The organism is Actinomadura sp. NPDC048394 (assembly GCF_040651755.1).
GTDB classification, from domain to species: Bacteria; Actinomycetota; Actinomycetes; order Streptosporangiales; family Streptosporangiaceae; genus Spirillospora; species Spirillospora montaniterrae.
Map to the genome: position 1 here is coordinate 16,311 of NZ_JBEZJL010000010.1, position 18,038 is coordinate 34,348.

The following is an 18,038-nucleotide window of genomic DNA, read 5'->3' on the forward strand; positions in this document are numbered from 1 at the left end:
CCGTCACCTGGGGTGCTTCATCGCGGCGAGGGCCGCGTCGGCGGCCCGCAGGACGGCGCCGGGCTCGGCGCCCGCCGCGGCGGCGATGCCCGCGACCAGGCCGACGTCCTTGCGGAGCAGCCCGCCGGCGTGGGCCGCGATGCGGTCGAGCGACCCGCCTCCCGAGGCGACCCGGTCCAGGGCGAAGCTCGCCCCGCTGCCGTGCGAGATCACCTCGGCCAGCCGGACCGGATCGACGTCCAGGGCGGAGCCGAGGCCGAGCGCGGTCGACGCGGTCGCGAGGTTGGCGGCGAACAGCAGGTTGTTCAGCAGCTTGGCGACCTGCCCGGACCCGACCGGCCCCATGTGGACGATCGGGTCCCCGTAGGACGCGAACACCGGGCGGCACAGGTCGACGTCCTTCTGCTCGCCGCCCGCCATCACCAGCAGGCGACCCGCTTCCGCCGCCGGCCCGCCGCCGCTCACCGGCGCGTCGACCAGGTGCACGCCCCGGCCGGCGGCCTCGGCCGCGAGCCGCCGGCAGGTGTCGGGATGGACGGTGCTGTGCACCGCGATCAGCCCGCCTTCGCCGAGGCCGGCCAGCACGCCGTCCTCCGCGGTCAGGACGGACTCGACTCCGGCGTCGTCGACGACGCAGACGCAGACGAGGTCGCTCGCCCGCGCCAGCTCCGCCGGGGATGCCGCGACGGACGCGCCCGTGCCGGCGAACGGCTCGAGGGTCGCCGCGCGCCGCGCCCACAGCGTGGTCGGATGGCCCGCGCCGACGATCCGGCGGGCCATCGGCCCGCCCTGGCTGCCGAGCCCGATGAAGCCGACGCGCAGGTCGGATGTGCTCATCCGTCCTCCTCACTGAGTTCCTATGCGGTCGTTCGGTGCCGCCGCGCCGGCGCGGGGTCAGCCCCGGGGCAGTCCGAGGATGCGCTCGGCGATGATGTTGCGCTGGATCTCCGAGGTGCCGCCCGCGATCGTCCCGCCGAAGCTGCGCGCGTACCGCTCGAACCAGCTGGCGTAGTGGTCGGCGAGGTCCATGTGGTTGTACGGCGCGGTCAGCGTGGGGTGGACGAGCGAGTCGGGACCGTGCTCCTCCAGCGCGTGCAGCGACGCCTCCTGCACGGCCTCCGAGCCGAACAGCTTCAGCACCGAGAGCTCGGCGGGGTCGCGCCCGCCGGCGAGCTGCCGGTAGCCGAGCAGGCGGATCGCCTGCAGGTCCATGAGCAGCGTGGCGTACCACTCCTCGGTGCTGGGGGAGTCCTCGATCAGGTAGCTCATCCAGTCGGCGTAGCTCAGCCACAGCAGCGTCCGCTCGTGCCCGAGCGAGCCGTGCGCGACGCCCCAGCCGCCGTGCAGCGGGCCGACGAGGTTCTCGCGCGGCACCCGGACGTCGGTGAAGAAGACCTCGTTGAAGTCGTAGTCGTCGGGCGCGGCGATCGACCCGAACGGGCGCCGGACCAGCCCCTCGCTGTCGGTCGGGATCACCAGGACGCTGATGCCCTTGTGCTTGGGGGCGTCCGGGTCGGTGCGCACGAACGTCAGCAGGATGTCGGCGTCGTGCGCGCCCGACGTCCACACCTTCTGCCCGTTCACCACGAACTCGTCGCCGTCGAGGACGGCGCGGGTGCGCAGCCCGGCGAGGTCGGAGCCGGCGCCGGGCTCGCTCATCCCGAGCGCGGCGGTGATCTCCGCGCGCAGGATCGGCGCGGCCCACCGCCGCTTCTGCTCCTCGGTGCCGAAGGTCAGCAGCGACGCCGCGACGATGCCGAGGCCCTGCGGGTTGAAGCTGTGGTAGATCCGCCGCCGCGACAGCTCCTCCAGGTGGGCGAGCTGCTGCGGCAGCGTCGCGTTCCGCCCGCCATACTCGGGCGGGTTGCCCGGCAGCAGCCAGCCCGCGTCGAACAGCTTGCGCTGCCACCGCCGCGCCCACTCGGGGATGTCCGCGCTGGACTTCGGGCGCGGGAAGGCCTCCTCCGCGGAGGGCAGGTTCGCGTCGAGGAAGGCGGCGAACTCCGCGCGGAACTCCTCGATCTCGGGGTCGGGGGTGAGCTTCATGAGGCGGCGCCCTTCCGCGCGTGCTCCTCCAGCAGCGCCCTGCGGTGCACGGACGCCGTGCCGAGCAGCAGGTCGCACGCCTTGGCCCGCTTGAGGTAGATCTGCAGGTCGTTCTCCCAGGTGTAACCCATGGCGCCGAACAGCTGGTAGCCGTGCTTGAACACGACCCGCTGGCACTCCCCGGCGGACGCCTTGGCCATCAGCGCGGCCTCACGGCGGCGCGGATCGTCCTCGGCGATGGTCAGCGCCGAGTAGTACGCCAGCGCCCTGGCCCGCTCGATCGCCACGTGCATGTCGGCCGCCTTGTGCTTGACGGCCTGGAAGGAGCCGATCGGCACGCCGAACTGCTCGCGCTGCTTCACGTGCGCGACCGCCAGGTCCAGGATCCGCCGGCAGGCCCCCACCGCGGTGATCGCCAGCCCCATGAGGGTCAGGTCGGGGACGCCCGCGACGAGGTCCGCGGCCTCGACGTGCGCCACGTGCAGCGTCGGGTCGAAGACGGCCACGGGTTCGGCCGCGACCTCCGCGCCGCTCACCACGACCACCCCGGACCCGGTCAGCAGCGCGACCTCGTCGGCCCGGCCGGCGTCCAGGACGAACCGTCCGGTGCCGTCGCAGACCCCCGTCCCCGACCCCGCGGGCAGGCGCCCGGCGAGCGGCGCGAACCAGGTCGCCGTGGCGAGGAAGGGCGTCGGGTCGGCGACGTAGCCGAGCTCGTCCAGCACGATCGCCAGCTCGACCGGCGGGGTCTCCAGCCAGCCGAGGTCCAGGTAGGTCTTCCAGAGCTGCTCGGGCGGCAGCGACCGCGACCGCTCCACCGTCTCGCGGACCATCCGCCGCAGCAGCCGCTGGTCCTCGTCGAACTCGAAATCCATGCGCCTTCGCTCCTCAGAGCCGTGCCGCGGCGGCGAGGTCCGCCGCCCGGGCCGCCGTTCGCCGGACCGCGCCGCCGTGGCGGGTCGCCCCCGGGCCGTTCACCGGTTCCGGCACAGGTCCTCCAACCGCTCGCGGGCCCACTCGCGCCGGGCGGGCAGGTGCTGGGTGGGCCACGGACCGGGGGCCGGCTCGCGGCCGCGCAGCACCTCCCGCGCCACCGTGATCTTGTGGACCTCGGTCGGGCCGTCGACGACCGCCATCACCGCCGCGCCGTTCCACATGTCCGCGAACGGCATCTCGTTGGAGACGCCGAGGGCGCCGTGCAGGTGCATCGACCGGTAGACGACGTCGTGCAGGACCTTCGGCGTCAGGAACTTGATCGCCGCGATGTCCTTCCGGACCCGCTTGTAGTCCTGGTACTCGTCGATCTGCCAGGCCGTGTACAGCACGAACAGTCGGAACTGGGTCAGCTGCGCGTAGGACTCGGCCAGGTCGGCCTGCACGAGCTGCTTGTCCGCCAGCCGGCTCCCCTGTGTCTCCCGCGAGAGGGCGCGCTCGGCCATCATGTCGAGCGCCTTCTGGCACTGGCCGACGACCCGCATCGCGTGGTGGACGCGGCCGCCGCCGAGCCGGGTCTGGGCGATCGCGAACGCCTGGCCCTCGCCGCCGAGCAGCGCGTCGCCCGGCACGCGGACGCCGTCGTAGTGGATGAGGGCGTGCATGCCCTCGTCGGTGCCCTCGCCCAGCGTCCCGACGTGCCGCTCCACCCGGACGCCCGGGGTGTCGCTCGGCACCAGGAACATCGACATGCCCTTGTACGGGTTCACGTCCGGGTCCGTCACCGCCATGACGATGACGAAGCTGGAGGTGCGGGCGTTGGAGGAGAAGAACTTGCGGCCGGTGATGACCCAATCGTCCCCGTCGCGCACGGCGCGGGTCGTGAACATCGTCGGGTCGGAGCCGGCGTGCGGTTCGGTCATCGAGAAGCAGGAGAAGCACTCGCCCTCCAGCAGCGGCTGGAGGTAGCGCTCCTTCTGCTCCTCGGTGCCGTAGCGGGCGATGATCTCGGCGTTGCCGGTGTCGGGCGCCGCGGTGCCGAACACGACGGGCGCCCAGCCGGACGAGCCGAGGATCTCGTTGATGAGCGCCAGCTTGAGCTGGCCGAACCCGCGCCCGCCGAGCTCCGGCCCGAGGTGCGGCGCCCACAGGCCCTGATCGCGCACCTGCCGCTTCAGCCCGCGGACGACGGGGCCCAGCTCGTCGTCCAGGGGATGGAAGGCCCGTCCGGGATGCAGGATGTCCAGCGGCTCGATGCACTCCTCACGGAACCGCCGGATCCAGTCCAGCTTCTTCTCGAACTCGGGCTCGGTGCGAAACTCCCATGCCATTCAGACGATCCTCGTTTCGTGGTTCTCCCAGTACGTCTCCCGGAGCAGCCCCTTGCGGAGCTTCCCGCTGGGGTCCCGCGGCAGGGATGCGGCGAAGTCGACGTCGCGCGGGCACTTGTAGTGGGCGAGACGGTCCCTGCAGTAGGCGAGCAGCTCGTCCTTCAGTTCGTCGCGGGGCCGCTCGTCCGCCGGCTGGACGACCGCGAGCACCCGCTCGCCCATCTCCGGGTCCGGGACGCCGATCACCGCGACGTCCGCCACGGCGGGGTGCATGACGAGGACGTTCTCGGCCTCCTGCGGGTAGATGTTGACCCCGCCGGAGACGATCATGTGGGCGACCCGGTCGGTCAGGTACAGGTAGCCGTCCTCGTCGAGGCGGCCGACGTCGCCGAGGGTGCGCTCGCCGAAGTAGACGACGCCGTCGCGGATGCTGACGTCGTCGCCCGCCTTGCCGACCGAGCCGGGGTGCGCGAGCCACTCCTCCGGCCCGATGGCGACGTGCCCGTAGCCCTCGGTGCCGGAGTAGTACTCGTGGATGATCGGGCCGAACCAGTCGAGCATCCGCCGCTTGACCTCGACCGGGCACGGGGCCGCGCTGTGGAAGACGAGTCGGAGGCTGCTCAGGTCGCGGTCCCGCAGCTCGGCGGGCAGCTTCAGCATGCGGACGAACATCGTCGGGACGAACTGGGCGTGCGTGACCCGGTGGCGTTCGATCAGCTCGAGCGCCCGGGCGGCGTCGAAGCGGTCCATGACGACGAGGGTGGCGCCGAGCCGCAGCAGCGACATGCAGTAGACGAGCGGGGCGGCGTGGTAGAGCGGAGCGGGGGACAGGTAGACGCTGCCGGGGCCGATCCCGTACCGCTCCAGCCCGAGCGCGACCTTGACGCACTCGGCGGACGGGTCGCCCATCGGGCCCGCGGTGAGCTGCTTGCGGATCGCCTTTGGGCGGCCGGTCGTGCCGCCGGAGAACAGCAGCTCGCGCCCCTCGCACTCGCGGAGCGCGGTGTCGTCGACCTCCTGGGCGAGCAGCCGCTCGTAGACGTCCTCGGTGACGAGCAGCTTGCCGTCGGTCATCTCCTCGATCTCCGACGGCCGCAGGTGCGTGTTGACCGGCGTGTAGTAGAGCCCCGAGCGCTGCGCCGCCCAGGCGACCGCCAGCAGGGCGGCCCCGTTGGGCATCTGGATGGCGATGCGCTCCCCGGGGCTCATCCCGAGCGCCGCGGCCAGGTGCCGCGAGCGGGCGTCGAGCTCGCCGTAGGTCACGGTCCCGCCGTCGCTCTCGATGACCGCGATCGCGTCGGGACGCCGTTCCGCCTGCAGGCCCAGGTGATGCATGGCGGGAGAATAACATTCTCAAGAATCGAAAGTAAGAGTCTCGACAGCGAGAGGATCGCGAGAGCGAATGGGTATGGCTTTATCCGGTTTCAAGAGTATCGTTCTGCGGGTGACCGAAGTCTCCGAAGAGCCGGCCTGGCGCCGGCGGGCCGTCGAGCGGTCCACCCGCGCCGCCAAGCTCCGCGCCGAGCAGCGCGTGCAGCGCTTCCTGGACTCGGCCCAGGACCTCATCGCCGAGAAGGGGACGACGGACTTCACCGTCCAGGAGATCGTCGAACGGTCCCAGCAGTCGCTGCGCAGCTTCTACCAGCACTTCGACGGCAAGCACGAGCTGCTGCTGGCGCTGTTCGAGGACGCGCTCGCCAGGGGCGCGCTGGAGATCCGCGACGCCGCCCTCGCCGAGGACGACCCGCTGCGCCGGCTCCGCGGCGCCGTCGAGCTGCTGTACGAGCAGTCGCGCCCGCGGCACCAGGTGGAGCGCCCGCTGTTCAGCGACTTCGCGCAGCAGCTGCTCGTCCGGCATCCTACGCAGGTGGCGGCGGCCCATCTCCCCCTCCTCGCGGTGTTCACCGAGCTGATCGAGCAGGCCGCGGCGAGCGGCGCGATCCCGGCCGGGCGGCCGCGGCGGCGGGCCTCCCTGGTGATGCAGACGATCATGTTCGCCGCGCAGGGCAACGGCGTGCCGGCCGGCGGCCACGCCGTGCCCTTCACCTCCGCGGAGATCTGGGAGTTCTGCTACGGCGGGATCGCCGGCTCCGCCGCCGCGTCACCCGCCGCGGACCCCGCCGACTGACGCTCGCGGGCCAGCGCGCACTCCTCCGCGAACGCCAGGACCCTCAGGTGGTACGCCCTGGCCGACAGTCCCAGGCTCAGGTTGTGCCCGCCCGCCTGCTCCGCGGTCTCGACGCGCGGCGCCGCGGTGAACATCGCGGCGACGTCCGCCAGGCCCGCGCGGCCCGCCCGCCACACGCCCTCGTGCTCGGCGACGGTGTAGCGCACCGGGATGCGCACCCCGGCGGCCACGGACGGGAAGTCGTGCGGCCAGGCCCGGACGACGGCGCCCTCGTAGGCGGCACCGGAAACGAGGATCCCCGCTTCCCTGGCGATGCCCTCCGGGTACAGGTGGGCGCCGCCCCACACGAGGTCGCGCACCGTGCCCGCGAGCGGCGCCGGCGGCGGACCGCCCCGGAAGCGGCTCCCCAGCAGCTCCGCCGCCGGCGGCTGGTAGTGCCGTCCGGTCCCGGAGATCTCCAGGCCCAGCAGCTCGCCGCCGCGCCCGGAGGCCGCCATCCGCACGGCGAGCTCGCAGCCCAGCGAATGGGCCACCAGGAACACGCCCGCGCCGCGAGGACGCGACGCCAGCAGCTCGTCGATCGCGCCGTACGCCAGGTCGACCCGCGCTTCGGCGGTCGCCATCCGGTCCGGACGCGCCGCCGACGCGCCGTAGCCGGGACGGTCAAGCGCGAGAGCGGTGAAGCCGAGCGCCGCGCCGGTCCGCAGCAGCGAGAGCCGGGGCCGGTTCGGCGCGTCGAAGTACGCCGCGGTCGTCGCGCCGCCGTGCAGCGCGACCACGACGGCCCTGGGCCGAGGAACCTCCGCGACCAGCGCCGACATCGGGACGCCGCCGACGTCCGCCACCCGCCGGGACGGTCCGGCGTTCGGCGGGCTCACGTGTCGGATCGCAGCAGGATGACCCCGCTGGGGGTGAGGCCCCCGCTGCTCACCACCGCCACCCCGGCGTCCGCCACCTGCCGTTCGCCGCCTTCGCCGCGTAGCTGGACGATCGCCTCGTGCACCAGTCCCATCCCGTGGGTGCGCCCGTGGGAGAGCTGCCCCCCGTGGGTGTTGAGGGGCAGGACGCCGTCGCGGGCGATGTTCTTGCCGCCGTCGAGGAAGTCCTTCGCCTCGCCGATGCCGCAGAAGCCGAGCGCCTCGATCCAGGACAGGCAATTGATGGTGAAGCCGTCGTAGAGCAGCGCCACGTCCACGTCGGAGGGCCGCAGCGACGTGCGGGTCCACAGGTGCGCGGCCTGCCCGAGGACCTGCGGCTCGTGCGTCAGGGTGCTCTGGTCCCACTCCAGGCGCTCGACGATCTGGGTGCCGACCGCCTCCACGAGGACGGGCGGCTTCGCCAGGTCGCGCGCCGCGTCCACCGCCGACACGATGACGGCGATCGCGCCGTCGCACGGCACGTCGCAGTCGTACAGCCCGAACGGCGTCGTGATCGGCCGCGCCTGGAGGTAGTCCTCCATGGTCATCGGGTCGCGGTAGACGGCGGACGGGTTGAGCGCGGCGTTCGCGCGCTGGTTCAGCGCGATCCAGCCGAGCGTCTCGCGCGTCGTCCCGTACCGGTGGAAGTGGCGCTGCGCGTTCTGCGCCAGCGTGTGCGCCGCCGACACCGCGCCGAACGGCCGGATCCAGGCGCCGCCGCCGCCGACCCGCCCGCCGCCGCCCGCGCCGATCCTGCCCTGCCGCATCAGCTCGGTGTGCGTGGCCTCCCAGAGGGTGCGGAAGCACAGCACGTGCCGGGCCAGCCCGCCCGCGACCGCCAGCATCGCCGCGATCAGCGAACCGCCCGGGCCGAACGTCTCGGCGCCGCCGTTGTACCAGGTCGGGCGGATGCCGAGCGCCGACTCCAGCGCGGTGACGCCGCCTTCGGCGAACCCGCCGAACGCGCCGGCGCCCGGGTAGGTCGCCAGCCCGTCGATGTCGGCGAGGTCCAGGCCGGCGTCCGCGACCGCCTCCTGGCAGGCCGCCACGGTGAGCGACAGTGGCGGGACCATCAGGCGGCGCCCGATCCGCGACGCCCCGATGCCGCTGATCGCGACCTTGTCCTCGAACTTCTCGGTGACCGGCATCGGGCGGACGTACCGGGGCATCTGCTCCGGCTCGATCTCGTCGCGGGGGAGCGGCGCCGGCTCCCCCTGCTCGGCGGCCGGGCGGAACAGCGGCAGCCACACGTCCTCGACGTTCTCGAAGACCACCTCCATGCGCATGCCGAGGCGCAGGTCGCCGGGATCGCAGCCGATGGCGTTGGTGGTGAGCCGGACCCGCGGGTCCTCCTCGATCGCGACCTGCGCCACGACGTAGGGGGCGGGCAGCCCCGGCACGCGGAACCGGTGGCTGACGGTGAACCCGATCAGCGTCGCGAACCCGGACACGGCCCGCTCGGCCATGGTGGTGCCCCGGCAGTGCCGGCAGACCGGCTGCGGCGGGTGGATCAGGGTGGCGCAGGACGCGCACTCCTGGAACCGCAGCCGCCCGTCGGCCCCGGACGTCCAGAAGAACGCGTCCAGCTCGGTGATCTCCGGCAGGGCGCGTCCCGAGGGGTCGGTCACATCGCCTCCTTGCTCACGAGACCGAGATCGCGCGTTCCGGGCACGACCGGACGGCCTCCTGGACCGCCGCCTCCTGCCCGGCCGGGACGTCCTCGCTGACCGGCGAGGAGTGCCCGTCGACGTCGTCGAGCTCGAAGACCTCCGGCGCCCGCATCGCGCACAGCGTGTGGCCCTGGCAGCGCTCGGGATCGACCTTCACCTTCACGATGTCCCCTCCCGGGAGTCTCAGACCTTGTAGTCGTGCCACTTGAGGTAGCCGCCGGCGTCCACCCGCATCTGCATGCCGGTGACGTAGCGCGACTCGTCCGAGGCGAGGAACAGCACCATGTCGCTGATGTCCCTCGGCTCGACGTAGGGGACCGGCATCGCCTGCTGCACGCCGAACGCGGGCTCGGCGTCCGCGCGGGTCGGGTGCTCGAGGTCCGGCCGGAACGACCGGTACATCGGCTCGCTCTGCAGCATGTCGGTGTTGCAGTTGGTCGGGTGCACGACGTTGGCGCGGATCCTCAGCGGGGCGACGTTCCGGGCCAGCTCGTGGATGTACTGCGACAGCGCCTGCTTCGCGTACATGTAGGCGTGGCCGCCGGGGTCCTTGCCCGGCTCGTCGATCGTCCCGATGACCATGAGCGCCGCGGTGGAGCCGGTCGCGATGATCGAGCCGCCCTCGGGCAGGTGCGGCAGCGCGGCCTGCACCGCGTTGATCGTGCCGATCAGGTTGGTGTCGACGACGTCGCTCCACGCCCGCAGCGGCGGCTGCCCCTTCATCCCGGCGATGCCGGCCTGCGCCACGACGATGTCGAGCCGGCCGAGCTCGGCGATGCCCCGCTCGACCGCGTCCCGCAGCTGCGCGGCCTCGCGGACGTCCGCCTGGACCGCCACGATCCGCCGCCCCAGCTCCTCGACGAGCCGGACGGTCTCCTTGAGGTCGTCGGGCCGGGCGAGGGGGTAGCCGACCGTCTCGTAGTCCTGGCACAGGTCGACCGCGATGATGTCGGCGCCCTCCTCGGCCAGCCGCACCGCGTGGCTGCGGCCCTGGCCCCGGGCCGCGCCCGTGATGAACGCGACCTTCCCGTCAACACGTCCCATGGGTGCCGTCCTCCGTGAGAACCATCATTCCAGATGTGAGAACATTACTCTCAACAGCGAGCATCCCGGAAGTCCCGGGCCTGGACGGAGCCACCTCGGAAGCTGGAGTCTCCGATCTTGTATGGTTGATTTGCTTTTTTTGAGAATGTAACTTCCATCCACATGAGCGGCACGGGCTTGGAGGAGCGCATGGGGACCGAGATCGTCGCGGCGGTGGCCGCATGAGGCCGCTGGAGGGCGTCCGCGTCCTGGAGGTCGCCATGTACGGGTTCGTCCCGTCGGCCGGCGGGGTGCTGGCCGACTGGGGCGCCGACGTGGTCAAGGTCGAGCACGCCGTCACCGGCGACCCGCAGCGCGGGCTCCGCCAGGTCGGCACGCTCCGCGTCGAGGGCGACCCGAACCCCAACATCGAGCACGCCAACCGCGGCAAGCGCTCCCTCGGGCTCGACCTGTCGGTGCCCGAGGGCAAGGAGGTGCTGGAGGCGCTGATCCGCCGCTCCGACGTGTTCCTGACCAGCTTCCTGCCGGGGGCCAGGCGCAAGTTCGGCATCGACGTCGACGACGTCCGCGCGGTCAACCCCGAGATCGTCTACGCCCGGGGCAGCGCCCTCGGCCCGCGCGGCCGGGAGGCCGACAAGGGCGGCTACGACATGACGGCGTTCTGGGCCCGCGGCGGGACCGCCGCCAGCCTCACCCCGCCCGGGACCGAGGGGATGATCAGCCCGCCCGGCCCCGCCTACGGCGACACGGTCTCCGGCACGAACCTCGCCGGCGGCATCGCGGCCGCGCTGTTCCGGCGCGAGCGCACCGGCGAGCCGTCGGTCGTCGACGTGTCGCTGTTCGGCAGCGGGCTGTGGGCGATGGGCCACGGCATCGCGCTGTCGATGCACGTCGGCGAGCCGCTGGTCGCGGCCCCGGCCGGGGCGCACGGGTCGCCGACCAACCCGCTGTCCGGCCTGTACGCCACGTCCGACGGCCGCTACCTGGCCTTCGTCATGCTCCAGCCCGGGAAGTTCTGGGCGGACGTGTGCCGCCACATCGACCGGCCGGAGCTGGCCGGCGACCCCCGCTTCGCCGACGCCGAGCGGATCGCCGCCAACACCGCGGAGGCCGTCGGGATCCTCCGGGAGGCCATCGCCACGCGGACCCTGGCGGAGTGGACCGAGCGCTTCGCCACCCTCGCCGGGCCGTGGGCGCCGGTGCAGGACTCGCTGCAGGCCGGGAACGACCCGCAGGCCCGCGCGAACGAGTACATCGTCAAGGCCGGCGACCTGGAGCTGGTCGCGAGCCCGGTGCAGTTCGACGTCGCCGCGCCCGCGGTCGGCCCGGCGCCCGAGTTCGCCGCCCAGACCGAGGAGATCCTCACCGAGCTCGGGCTCGACTGGGACCGCATCATCGCCCTCAAGGCCGCGGGCGCCATCACCTGACCCGGACGCCGCGGATTCCGCCCTGCCGTGCGGGCGCCCACCGGAGCGCCGCACGGCGGGGTGGTGGCCGTCAGCGTGACGGCGCGGGCACATCGGCGCCGCGCGTCCATCTGGACGCGGAGCCCGCGATGGCGTCGACGGTCTCGGCGGGCAGGAACGACGAGTCCTGCAGCACGCGCAGGTCCACGGTGACGCCGGAGCGGGCGGCGCGCGCGGCGAACGCCAGCGAGTCGTCCAGCAGCGGATCCGTTCCCGAAGCCAGGAGCCGGACCGGCGGAAGCCCGTGCAGGTTGGCGTACAGGGGGCTGAGGAGCGGGTCGGCCGGGTTCGCGCCGCCCGCGTAGCGCTCGACGCGCCGGCGGAGCCCCGCGGCGTCGAACCGGGGGTCGGCGCTCGCGTTGAGGCGCAGGCTCGGCGCCTCCAGCGTCAGGTCGAGCAGCGCCGACACCAGGACCGCGCACGGAGGCGGCTCGGCGCCGAGATCGCGGAGCCGCAGCAGCAGGGCGGCGGCCAGCCCCGCGCCGAGCCGCTCGCCCGCGACGACCGTCGGCCCGGACGCCCGGCAGTGCTCGTAGGCGGCGTGGACGTCGTCGAGGGCGGCCGGGAACCGCGCTCCGTACCGGCAGGAGACCACGGTCGCCCTCGTGCGGAGGGCGACGTGCCCGGCCAGGTCGAGCACGTGCCCGGGCGTGTCCGGCCGGTCGCCGTCGCCGTGCACGTAGAGGACGGTCGTCCCGCCCCCGCCCGCCGGACGCACGACGGGCCCCACCGGGCCCTCGGTCAGCCACACGTCATCGCGCACGGTTCATCACCTTCTCCGCCGCCTCCCAGTGCTCGTCCGCGACCCACAGGCGGGCGAAGGCCCCCGCCGCCTCCTCCGCCGTCAGGCCGCCCGCGGTGACGCGCTTGATCTCGCGCGCCGCGCCGGTGGCGAGGGACGCCGCCAGCGACCGCCAGCCCTCCTCGAAGGAGGCGCGGGGGAGCACCCGGTCGACCAGCCCGAGGCGTTCGGCCTCCGCCGCGCCGAGCACGGTGCCCGCGCCCGCGAGCAGGAGGGCGCGGCCCCGGCCGACCAGCGCGGCCAGCCGTTCCGCGCCGCCCCAGGCCGGCATGATCGCCAGCGTCGACTGGGTGAAACCGATCTTGATGTCGGCGGCGGCCACCCGGATGTCGGCGGCCACCGCGACCTCGGCGCCGCCGCCGAGCGCGTGCCCGTTCAGCGCGGCGATCACGGGGGCCGGGAAGGCCGCGATCCGGTCGCAGACCCCGCGCATCCGCAGGGCCATCGCGACCGCCTCGGGCTCGGTGCGGATCGCGGCGAGCTCCTTCAGGTCGCCGCCCGAGACGAACGCGCGGTCGCCCGCGCCCCGGATCACCAGCGCGCCGGCGCCCCGCGCCGCGTCGAGCGCCTCGTCCAGCCGGTCCATGGTGGCCGGTGCGATGGCGTTGCGGGCCTGCGGGCGGTCGATGGTGATGACCGCCACCCCGCCCTCCAGCTCGAGATCGACCATGCGGGCCTCTCCAGACGGCGAGTAGAGATTGACATTCTCATTTCTGGAAATAGCGTATTCGCCAGTCACGGCGCAGGCAACCCTCGGACGGGTCCGGCGGACCGGCCCGGGCGGAGAACAGACGGGTGGCGGGATCAGGGGGCGGTCGCGCCGGCGGACGCGGGGCCGCATCCGCGCAGGGCGGTCAGGCAGAACCGCCAGACGTTCTCGGCGAGCGCGCCGCGGTCGGGCTCGGGCATCTCGCCCATGCCGAGGACCAGGGTGTGGAAGGACGTGGTGACGATCGAAGTGATGATGTGCACGTCCCAGTCGAGGTTCGCCGGGCGGACGAGCCCGGCCCCGGCCGCGTCCGCGATCAGCTCGCGGACGAACGCCTCGTACGGGCGCCCGGTCGCGGCGATCGTCTCCGGGCTCGTCCGGGCGATCCGCACGTGCTCGTGGGCGATCACGCGGCTGAGCGACTCGTTCTCCCGGTGCCAGACCAGCGGCCAGGTGACCGCCATCCGCAGCCGCTCCAGCGGGTCGCCGGACGCGGCCAGGATGTACTCGCGGATCCTCGGCAGCGCCCCGGTGACCGACGTCGTGAAGACGGTCCGGAGGAACTCCTCCTTGTTCGGGAAGCACCGGTAGAACGTCTTGATGGCGACGCCGGCGCGGCGGACGAGCTCCTCGATCGTGTACTCCGAGTCGCCCTTCTCCAGGAGCAGGCGCTGCCCGGCCGCGATGAGCTTCGCCCGCGGCCCGACGAACCCCGTGCCGGCGGGACGCGGGTCGACGGCGTTCCGGGTCATGCGCTCCGCCCACCCCGGCTCCAGCATCACGCGCCAAGGGTATCGCCCGGCCCCCGGACCGGCCGGAAGACGGGGATCACCACCTCCGGGGCGGCCTCCTGGAAGTCCACCTCCACCCGCATCCCGGCCTCCAGCCGGCCGGCGCCGACGACGGCCGCGTGGACGAGCGGGCCCTCGTCCAGCTCCACCAGCGCGACGTTGGGCGGCGGATCGTCGAACGACGTCGCGTACCGCTGGTGGACGACCGTCCACGTGCGCAGGCGGCCGAGGCCGCTCGCCTGCTCCCACGCCATCGGCGCCATGCCGTGGCTCGGGCAGCCGCCCGCCGGCCACACGGCCCGGCCGCAGGCGCCGCAGCGGAAGACCAGGAAGCGGCGCTCGCGGCAGGCCTGCCAGAACTCCGCGTCGGCCGTGTCCGGCGCGACGTCCCCGGGGTAGGGGCGCGGGGCGTTCACCGGGGCCTGCCCAGCACGAGCGACACGTGCGCCCACGAGCCGTGCACGCCGCCGTTGCCGCCGCTGCCGCTGACCAGGCACAGCTCCGCGTCCGGCACCTGGTTCGTCGGCGCCTGGCCGCGGACCTGCAGGACGCCTTCCGACAGCGGCGTGAACCCGGTGGCGTAGAACCCCGAGTGCTGCCCGCCGCCTGTGTTGGTGGGCAGCTTCCCGGCGGGTCCGGTATGGCCGTCCCGGACGAACGCGGGCGCCTCGCCCTCACCGCAGAAGCCGTACTCCTCCAGCTGCATGAGCGTCGCGATCGTGAAGGGCGCGTAGAGCTGCGCCACGGACATGTCCTCGGGGCCCACACCGGCCTCCGCGTACGCGCGCCGGGCGGCGTCGGGCGCCGCGCCGAACCGCTCGTCCATCGTGCCGTCCCACCAGTTGGCGATGTTGTGCCCGCAGCCCGCGCCGAGGACCGCGACCGGGCTCCCGGCGCAGTCCGCGGCCCGCTCCGCCGACGTGATCACGATGGCGACGCCGCCGTCGGTCGGGCGCGAGCAGTCGAGCAGCCGCAGCGGGTCGACGATCATCCGGGACGCCTGGTGGTCGGCCACCGTGATCGGCCGCCCGTACCCGACCGCGCCCGGCCGGACGCTCCCGTACGCCCGCTCGACGACGGCGACCGCGGCCAGGTCCTCCGACGTCGCGCCGTGCACCTCCATGTACCGCCGCGCGGCCATGGCGTAGACCGCGCCGGGCCCGACCAGCCCGTACAGGTACGGGTAGCCGTAGCTGTACCCGCCGATGTCGGAGCGGCCGGCGACGCCGTGGTTCGGCTCCAGCCGCGGAGCCGCCCCGGTGAACGCCTCCCCGTAGACGCTGAGGACGCAGTCGGCCTGCCCGGTCGCGATGAGACCGGCGGCGACGACGACCGACAGCGCGGGGGAGGCGCCCCCCGAGTTGAGCGCGAACGACGCCCGCGGGGACAGCCCGGCGTAGCGCAGGTCCTCGGGCTGGACGCCGAAGCAGATGCAGGTGTCGACCAGCTCGCGGCCGACCCCCGCGTCGGCCAGCGCCGCGTCGATGGCCTGCCTGCGCAGCTCCCGGGGCGAGATGCCCAGACGGCGCCCCTGCGGGCTCATCCCGAGCCCGACGATGGTGGCGGTGCGGGCGTCCGTCACGAGACCCCGCCGGGGACGGGCAGGCCCGCGGTGTCGGCCGGGGTGAACCCGAACAGCCGCTCGGCGTTGCCCCGGAGCACCTTGTACTGCACCTCGGGGTCCATCCCGGCGAGCCGGTCGTGGGCGAGCTTGATGGAGTTCGGCCAGGTGGTGTCCGAGTGCGGGTAGTCGGTCTCGATCATGACGTTGTCCTCGCCGATGAGGTCGAGGTTGCGCAGCCCGGCGACGTCGTCGATGAAGCAGCCGTAGACGTGGTCGCGGAAGCTCTGCCGGATGTCGAAGGTCAGGTAGTCGATGCTGTGCGCGCCGCCGTCGGTGCGCTGCTGCTTGCTGCCCTTGCCCGGGTCGTAGTCGATGCCGCGCTGGAACCAGAACCGCTGCTTGTCGATGACCTGCTCGGCCCGCTCCAGGAAGTAGGGGATCCAGCCGATGTTCCCCTCCGCCAGCGAGATCTTCAGGTCGGGGAAGCGTTCGAACACGCCGCTGAACAGCCAGTCGAGCATCGTCCCGGAGGTGCGGACGGCGCCCCAGGACAGGTTCGCCATGAAGTTGGTGTCGCCGTTGATCGACGGGATCTGCGACGACGAGCCGACGTGCATGCAGATGACGACGCCGCACTCGGCGGCGGCGCGGAAGAACGGGTCCCAGTAGCGGCCCGGGTCGTTGATCGTCGGCAGGCCGAGCGGCTCGGGGTTCTCGCTGAACGCGACGGCGCGCACGCCCTTCCCGGCGACGCGCCGCACCTCGTCCGCCGCCGCCTCGGGGTCCCACAGGGGGATCAGCGTCAGCGGGATGAACCGGCCGGGCGCGCTCGCGCACCACTCGTCGACCATCCAGTCGTTGTAGGCCTTGATACAGGCGAGCCCGAGCTCCTTGTCCTCGCCGCGGTAGAAGGTCTGGCCGCAGAACGCGGGGAAGGTCGGGAACGTCATCGACGCGAGGATGCCGCCCTGGTTCATGTCCTCGACGCGGGCCCGCGGGTCGTAGCAGCCGGGCCGCATCTCGTCGTAGCCGAGCGGCTCCGGGCTGATCAGGCTCTTGTCCCGGCCGACCGTCGCGGACAGGCCGCTGGCCCGCTGCTTCATGCCGAGGTAGTGCCATGTGCCCTTGCCGTCCTCGTCGATGACGAGCTTCGGGCCGCGGTCGCGGTGCTTCTCCGGCAGCCAGGTCTGCCACAGGTGCCCCGGTTCGAGAACGTGGTCGTCGACCGAGATCAGCCAGTTCAGGTCGGGGGTCGGGTCCGTCATGGCGGTTCGTCCTTTCCGTTGGGACGCCGGCGGTCGTCACACGACGCCGGACTCCTTGAGGGCCGTGATCGCGTCCCAGCCGTAGCCGAGCTCGAGGAGCACCTCTTCGGAGTGCTCGGCGTGCTCGGGGGCCCGGCTCAGCTCGGGGACGCGCTCGTCGAACTGCACGGGGGCGCTCATCAGCCGGACCGCGGTGCCGTCGTGGTCGACGGGCACGGCGTACCCGTTCTCGGTGACCTGCGGGTCGTCGGCCGCCTCCAGCATCGTGCGCTGGACGGCCCACGGCCCGGCGAGGTCGGCGAACCGCCGCTCCCACTCGGCCAGGGGCAGGGCGGCGAAGACGTCCTCCAGCACGGCGGTGCAGGCGTCGTGGTTCGCGGCCCGGGCGGCCGCGTCGGCGAACCGCTCGTCCGCGATCAGGTCGGGACGGTCGATGTGCCGGCAGAGGTCCGGCCACCAGCGGTCGGACTCGATCATCATCAGCGCGATCCAGCGGCCGTCGGCCGTCCTGTAGCCGCGCCCGATGGGGTTGGCCGAGCGCCCCGTGGCCACGGGGAACTCCCGGCCCAGCCCCCAGGAGTAGAGGATCGCGCTGGAGTGCTGCCACAGCGCGGAGCCGAGCAGCGAGACGTCGACGCACGCCCCCTCGCCGGTGCGCTCGCGGCGGAACAGCGCGGCGGCGATCCCGAACGCGAGGTTCATCGCGCCGGCCTTGTCGCCGAACGCGGGGGGCTGGGGGAGCGGCCGGTCGGCACCGGGGGCGGTGAGGGCGGAGGCGATGCCGCTGCGCATCCAGAAGGAGGTGAAGTCGTAGCCGCCGCGGTCGGCGTCCGGCCCGCGCGCCCCCTGGCCGGTGGCGCGCGCGTAGACGATGCGCGGGTTGCGGGCTCGGACCGTGTCCTCGTCGAACCCGAGCTTCACCCGCGCCGGCCCCCGGAAGTTCGTCACGAGGACGTCGGCCCGGTCGACCAGCTCCAGGAGCAGCTCCCGGCCGCGCGGGTCGCGCAGGTTCAGCCCGACGCTGCGCTTGCCGCGGTTGGTCTGGGCGGTGACCAGGTTGACGTCGCCGACCTTCGGGACCACTCCGGACGTGGCGAGGGCGCGCTGCGGATCGCCGGTGACCGGGTCCTCGATCTTGATGACCGACGCCCCGAAGTCGGCGAGCACGGCGGCGGCCGCCGGCGCGAACGTCCACTGCGCCACCTCCAGGACCCGCACGCCGTCGAAGACGGGGGCGGGGCCGGCCGGTCGGTCGGGCATGGGGTTCTCCTTCGCGGGCTCGCGCCGCCGCGGTGGACGCCGGGCGGGCGCAGGAGGTGGGAATCCGGGGGCCTTCCCGGCTGCTTCGAAGCCTCAAGCTAACTGGTAGAAG

The 18,038-nt window shown here is 73.4% G+C and carries 18 protein-coding genes; 2 read left to right on the forward strand and 16 right to left on the reverse strand.

All coding sequences use genetic code 11. The annotated features are described in order from the left end of the window. Nucleotides 1-3: 3 nt before the first annotated feature. From AB0C78_RS08755 to AB0C78_RS08775, 5 genes are all read right to left on the reverse strand, one after another. Nucleotides 4-837, reverse strand: a complete 834-nt coding sequence (locus AB0C78_RS08755) for an NAD(P)-dependent oxidoreductase (RefSeq protein WP_360743844.1) — start codon at nucleotides 835-837, stop codon at nucleotides 4-6. 57 nt (nucleotides 838-894) lie between these two features. Further along, complete coding sequence (locus AB0C78_RS08760; RefSeq protein ID WP_360743847.1) at nucleotides 895-2,046, reverse strand: acyl-CoA dehydrogenase family protein; 1,152 nt, start codon at nucleotides 2,044-2,046, stop codon at nucleotides 895-897. Next, nucleotides 2,043-2,921 (reverse strand): acyl-CoA dehydrogenase family protein, encoded by an 879-nt coding sequence (locus AB0C78_RS08765; RefSeq protein ID WP_360743850.1) that lies wholly within the window; start codon nucleotides 2,919-2,921, stop codon nucleotides 2,043-2,045. The genes AB0C78_RS08760 and AB0C78_RS08765 overlap by 4 nt, the downstream gene beginning before the upstream one ends. A 99-nt stretch (nucleotides 2,922-3,020) precedes the next feature. Continuing rightward, the gene (locus tag AB0C78_RS08770) at nucleotides 3,021-4,310 is read right to left on the reverse strand and encodes an acyl-CoA dehydrogenase family protein (protein ID WP_360743853.1); all 1,290 of its coding nucleotides are present in this window, start codon (nucleotides 4,308-4,310) and stop codon (nucleotides 3,021-3,023) included. After that, entirely contained in the window at nucleotides 4,311-5,645 is a 1,335-nt protein-coding gene (locus tag AB0C78_RS08775) for an AMP-binding protein (RefSeq protein WP_360743856.1), read from the reverse strand. 109 nt (nucleotides 5,646-5,754) lie between these two features. On the opposite strand from AB0C78_RS08775, the gene AB0C78_RS08780 reads away from it, so the two are divergent. Beyond that, complete coding sequence (locus AB0C78_RS08780; protein WP_360743859.1) at nucleotides 5,755-6,438, forward strand: TetR/AcrR family transcriptional regulator; 684 nt, start codon at nucleotides 5,755-5,757, stop codon at nucleotides 6,436-6,438. Here AB0C78_RS08780 and AB0C78_RS08785 read toward each other — a convergent pair. The 4 genes from AB0C78_RS08785 to AB0C78_RS08800 are packed head-to-tail and all read right to left on the reverse strand — an operon-like array spanning nucleotide 6,381 to nucleotide 10,069. Continuing rightward, complete coding sequence (locus AB0C78_RS08785) at nucleotides 6,381-7,316, reverse strand: alpha/beta fold hydrolase (RefSeq protein ID WP_360743862.1); 936 nt, start codon at nucleotides 7,314-7,316, stop codon at nucleotides 6,381-6,383. The genes AB0C78_RS08780 and AB0C78_RS08785 overlap by 58 nt on opposite strands. Further along, nucleotides 7,313-8,983, reverse strand: a complete 1,671-nt coding sequence (locus AB0C78_RS08790; RefSeq protein WP_360743865.1) for an OB-fold domain-containing protein — start codon at nucleotides 8,981-8,983, stop codon at nucleotides 7,313-7,315. The genes AB0C78_RS08785 and AB0C78_RS08790 overlap by 4 nt, the downstream gene beginning before the upstream one ends. Before the next feature lie 13 nt (nucleotides 8,984-8,996). Beyond that, a complete protein-coding gene (locus AB0C78_RS08795) occupies nucleotides 8,997-9,188 on the reverse strand; it encodes a ferredoxin (RefSeq protein ID WP_151540203.1) in 192 nt (63 codons plus the stop codon). Between the two features lie 20 nt (nucleotides 9,189-9,208). Then, nucleotides 9,209-10,069: a mycofactocin-coupled SDR family oxidoreductase gene (locus tag AB0C78_RS08800; RefSeq protein ID WP_360743868.1), complete on the reverse strand. Its 861-nt coding sequence runs from the start codon at nucleotides 10,067-10,069 to the stop codon at nucleotides 9,209-9,211. Between the two features lie 221 nt (nucleotides 10,070-10,290). Here AB0C78_RS08800 and AB0C78_RS08805 point away from each other — a divergent pair, with 221 nt between their 5' ends. Then, nucleotides 10,291-11,496 (forward strand): CoA transferase, encoded by a 1,206-nt coding sequence (locus tag AB0C78_RS08805; protein ID WP_360743871.1) that lies wholly within the window; start codon nucleotides 10,291-10,293, stop codon nucleotides 11,494-11,496. A 70-nt stretch (nucleotides 11,497-11,566) separates the two neighbouring features. On the opposite strand, the gene AB0C78_RS08810 is transcribed toward AB0C78_RS08805, so the two are convergent. From AB0C78_RS08810 to AB0C78_RS08840, 7 genes are all read right to left on the reverse strand, one after another. Further along, entirely contained in the window at nucleotides 11,567-12,298 is a 732-nt protein-coding gene (locus AB0C78_RS08810; RefSeq protein ID WP_360743874.1) for an alpha/beta hydrolase, read from the reverse strand. Continuing rightward, nucleotides 12,288-13,007 carry an enoyl-CoA hydratase/isomerase family protein gene (locus tag AB0C78_RS08815; protein WP_360743877.1) on the reverse strand — a complete coding sequence of 240 codons (720 nt, stop codon included), beginning with the start codon at nucleotides 13,005-13,007 and terminating at the stop codon, nucleotides 12,288-12,290. The genes AB0C78_RS08810 and AB0C78_RS08815 overlap by 11 nt, the downstream gene beginning before the upstream one ends. A gap of 134 nt (nucleotides 13,008-13,141) precedes the next feature. Further along, nucleotides 13,142-13,825: a TetR/AcrR family transcriptional regulator gene (locus tag AB0C78_RS08820; RefSeq protein WP_360744287.1), complete on the reverse strand. Its 684-nt coding sequence runs from the start codon at nucleotides 13,823-13,825 to the stop codon at nucleotides 13,142-13,144. Next, a complete protein-coding gene (locus AB0C78_RS08825) occupies nucleotides 13,825-14,253 on the reverse strand; it encodes an OB-fold domain-containing protein (protein WP_360743879.1) in 429 nt (142 codons plus the stop codon). The genes AB0C78_RS08820 and AB0C78_RS08825 overlap by 1 nt, the downstream gene beginning before the upstream one ends. Next, nucleotides 14,250-15,419 (reverse strand): thiolase family protein, encoded by a 1,170-nt coding sequence (locus AB0C78_RS08830; RefSeq protein WP_360743882.1) that lies wholly within the window; start codon nucleotides 15,417-15,419, stop codon nucleotides 14,250-14,252. Before AB0C78_RS08830 ends, AB0C78_RS08825 begins: the two co-directional genes overlap by 4 nt. Continuing rightward, nucleotides 15,416-16,666 (reverse strand): amidohydrolase family protein, encoded by a 1,251-nt coding sequence (locus AB0C78_RS08835; protein ID WP_360743885.1) that lies wholly within the window; start codon nucleotides 16,664-16,666, stop codon nucleotides 15,416-15,418. The genes AB0C78_RS08830 and AB0C78_RS08835 overlap by 4 nt, the downstream gene beginning before the upstream one ends. A gap of 36 nt (nucleotides 16,667-16,702) precedes the next feature. Further along, nucleotides 16,703-17,926 carry a CoA transferase gene (locus AB0C78_RS08840; protein ID WP_360743888.1) on the reverse strand — a complete coding sequence of 408 codons (1,224 nt, stop codon included), beginning with the start codon at nucleotides 17,924-17,926 and terminating at the stop codon, nucleotides 16,703-16,705. Nucleotides 17,927-18,038: the final 112 nt, after the last annotated feature.

Coding starts and splice junctions, on each gene's coding strand:
- AB0C78_RS08755 (WP_360743844.1), bottom strand. CDS start 837: ATGAGCACATCCGACCTGCGCGTCGGCTTCATCGGGCTCGGCAGCCAG.
- AB0C78_RS08760 (WP_360743847.1), bottom strand. CDS start 2,046: ATGAAGCTCACCCCCGACCCCGAGATCGAGGAGTTCCGCGCGGAGTTC.
- AB0C78_RS08765 (WP_360743850.1), bottom strand. CDS start 2,921: ATGGATTTCGAGTTCGACGAGGACCAGCGGCTGCTGCGGCGGATGGTC.
- AB0C78_RS08770 (WP_360743853.1), bottom strand. CDS start 4,310: ATGGCATGGGAGTTTCGCACCGAGCCCGAGTTCGAGAAGAAGCTGGAC.
- AB0C78_RS08775 (WP_360743856.1), bottom strand. CDS start 5,645: ATGCATCACCTGGGCCTGCAGGCGGAACGGCGTCCCGACGCGATCGCG.
- AB0C78_RS08800 (WP_360743868.1), bottom strand. CDS start 10,069: ATGGGACGTGTTGACGGGAAGGTCGCGTTCATCACGGGCGCGGCCCGG.
- AB0C78_RS08805 (WP_360743871.1), top strand. CDS start 10,291: ATGAGGCCGCTGGAGGGCGTCCGCGTCCTGGAGGTCGCCATGTACGGG.
- AB0C78_RS08815 (WP_360743877.1), bottom strand. CDS start 13,007: ATGGTCGATCTCGAGCTGGAGGGCGGGGTGGCGGTCATCACCATCGAC.
- AB0C78_RS08820 (WP_360744287.1), bottom strand. CDS start 13,825: ATGCTGGAGCCGGGGTGGGCGGAGCGCATGACCCGGAACGCCGTCGAC.
- AB0C78_RS08835 (WP_360743885.1), bottom strand. CDS start 16,666: ATGACGGACCCGACCCCCGACCTGAACTGGCTGATCTCGGTCGACGAC.
- AB0C78_RS08840 (WP_360743888.1), bottom strand. CDS start 17,926: ATGCCCGACCGACCGGCCGGCCCCGCCCCCGTCTTCGACGGCGTGCGG.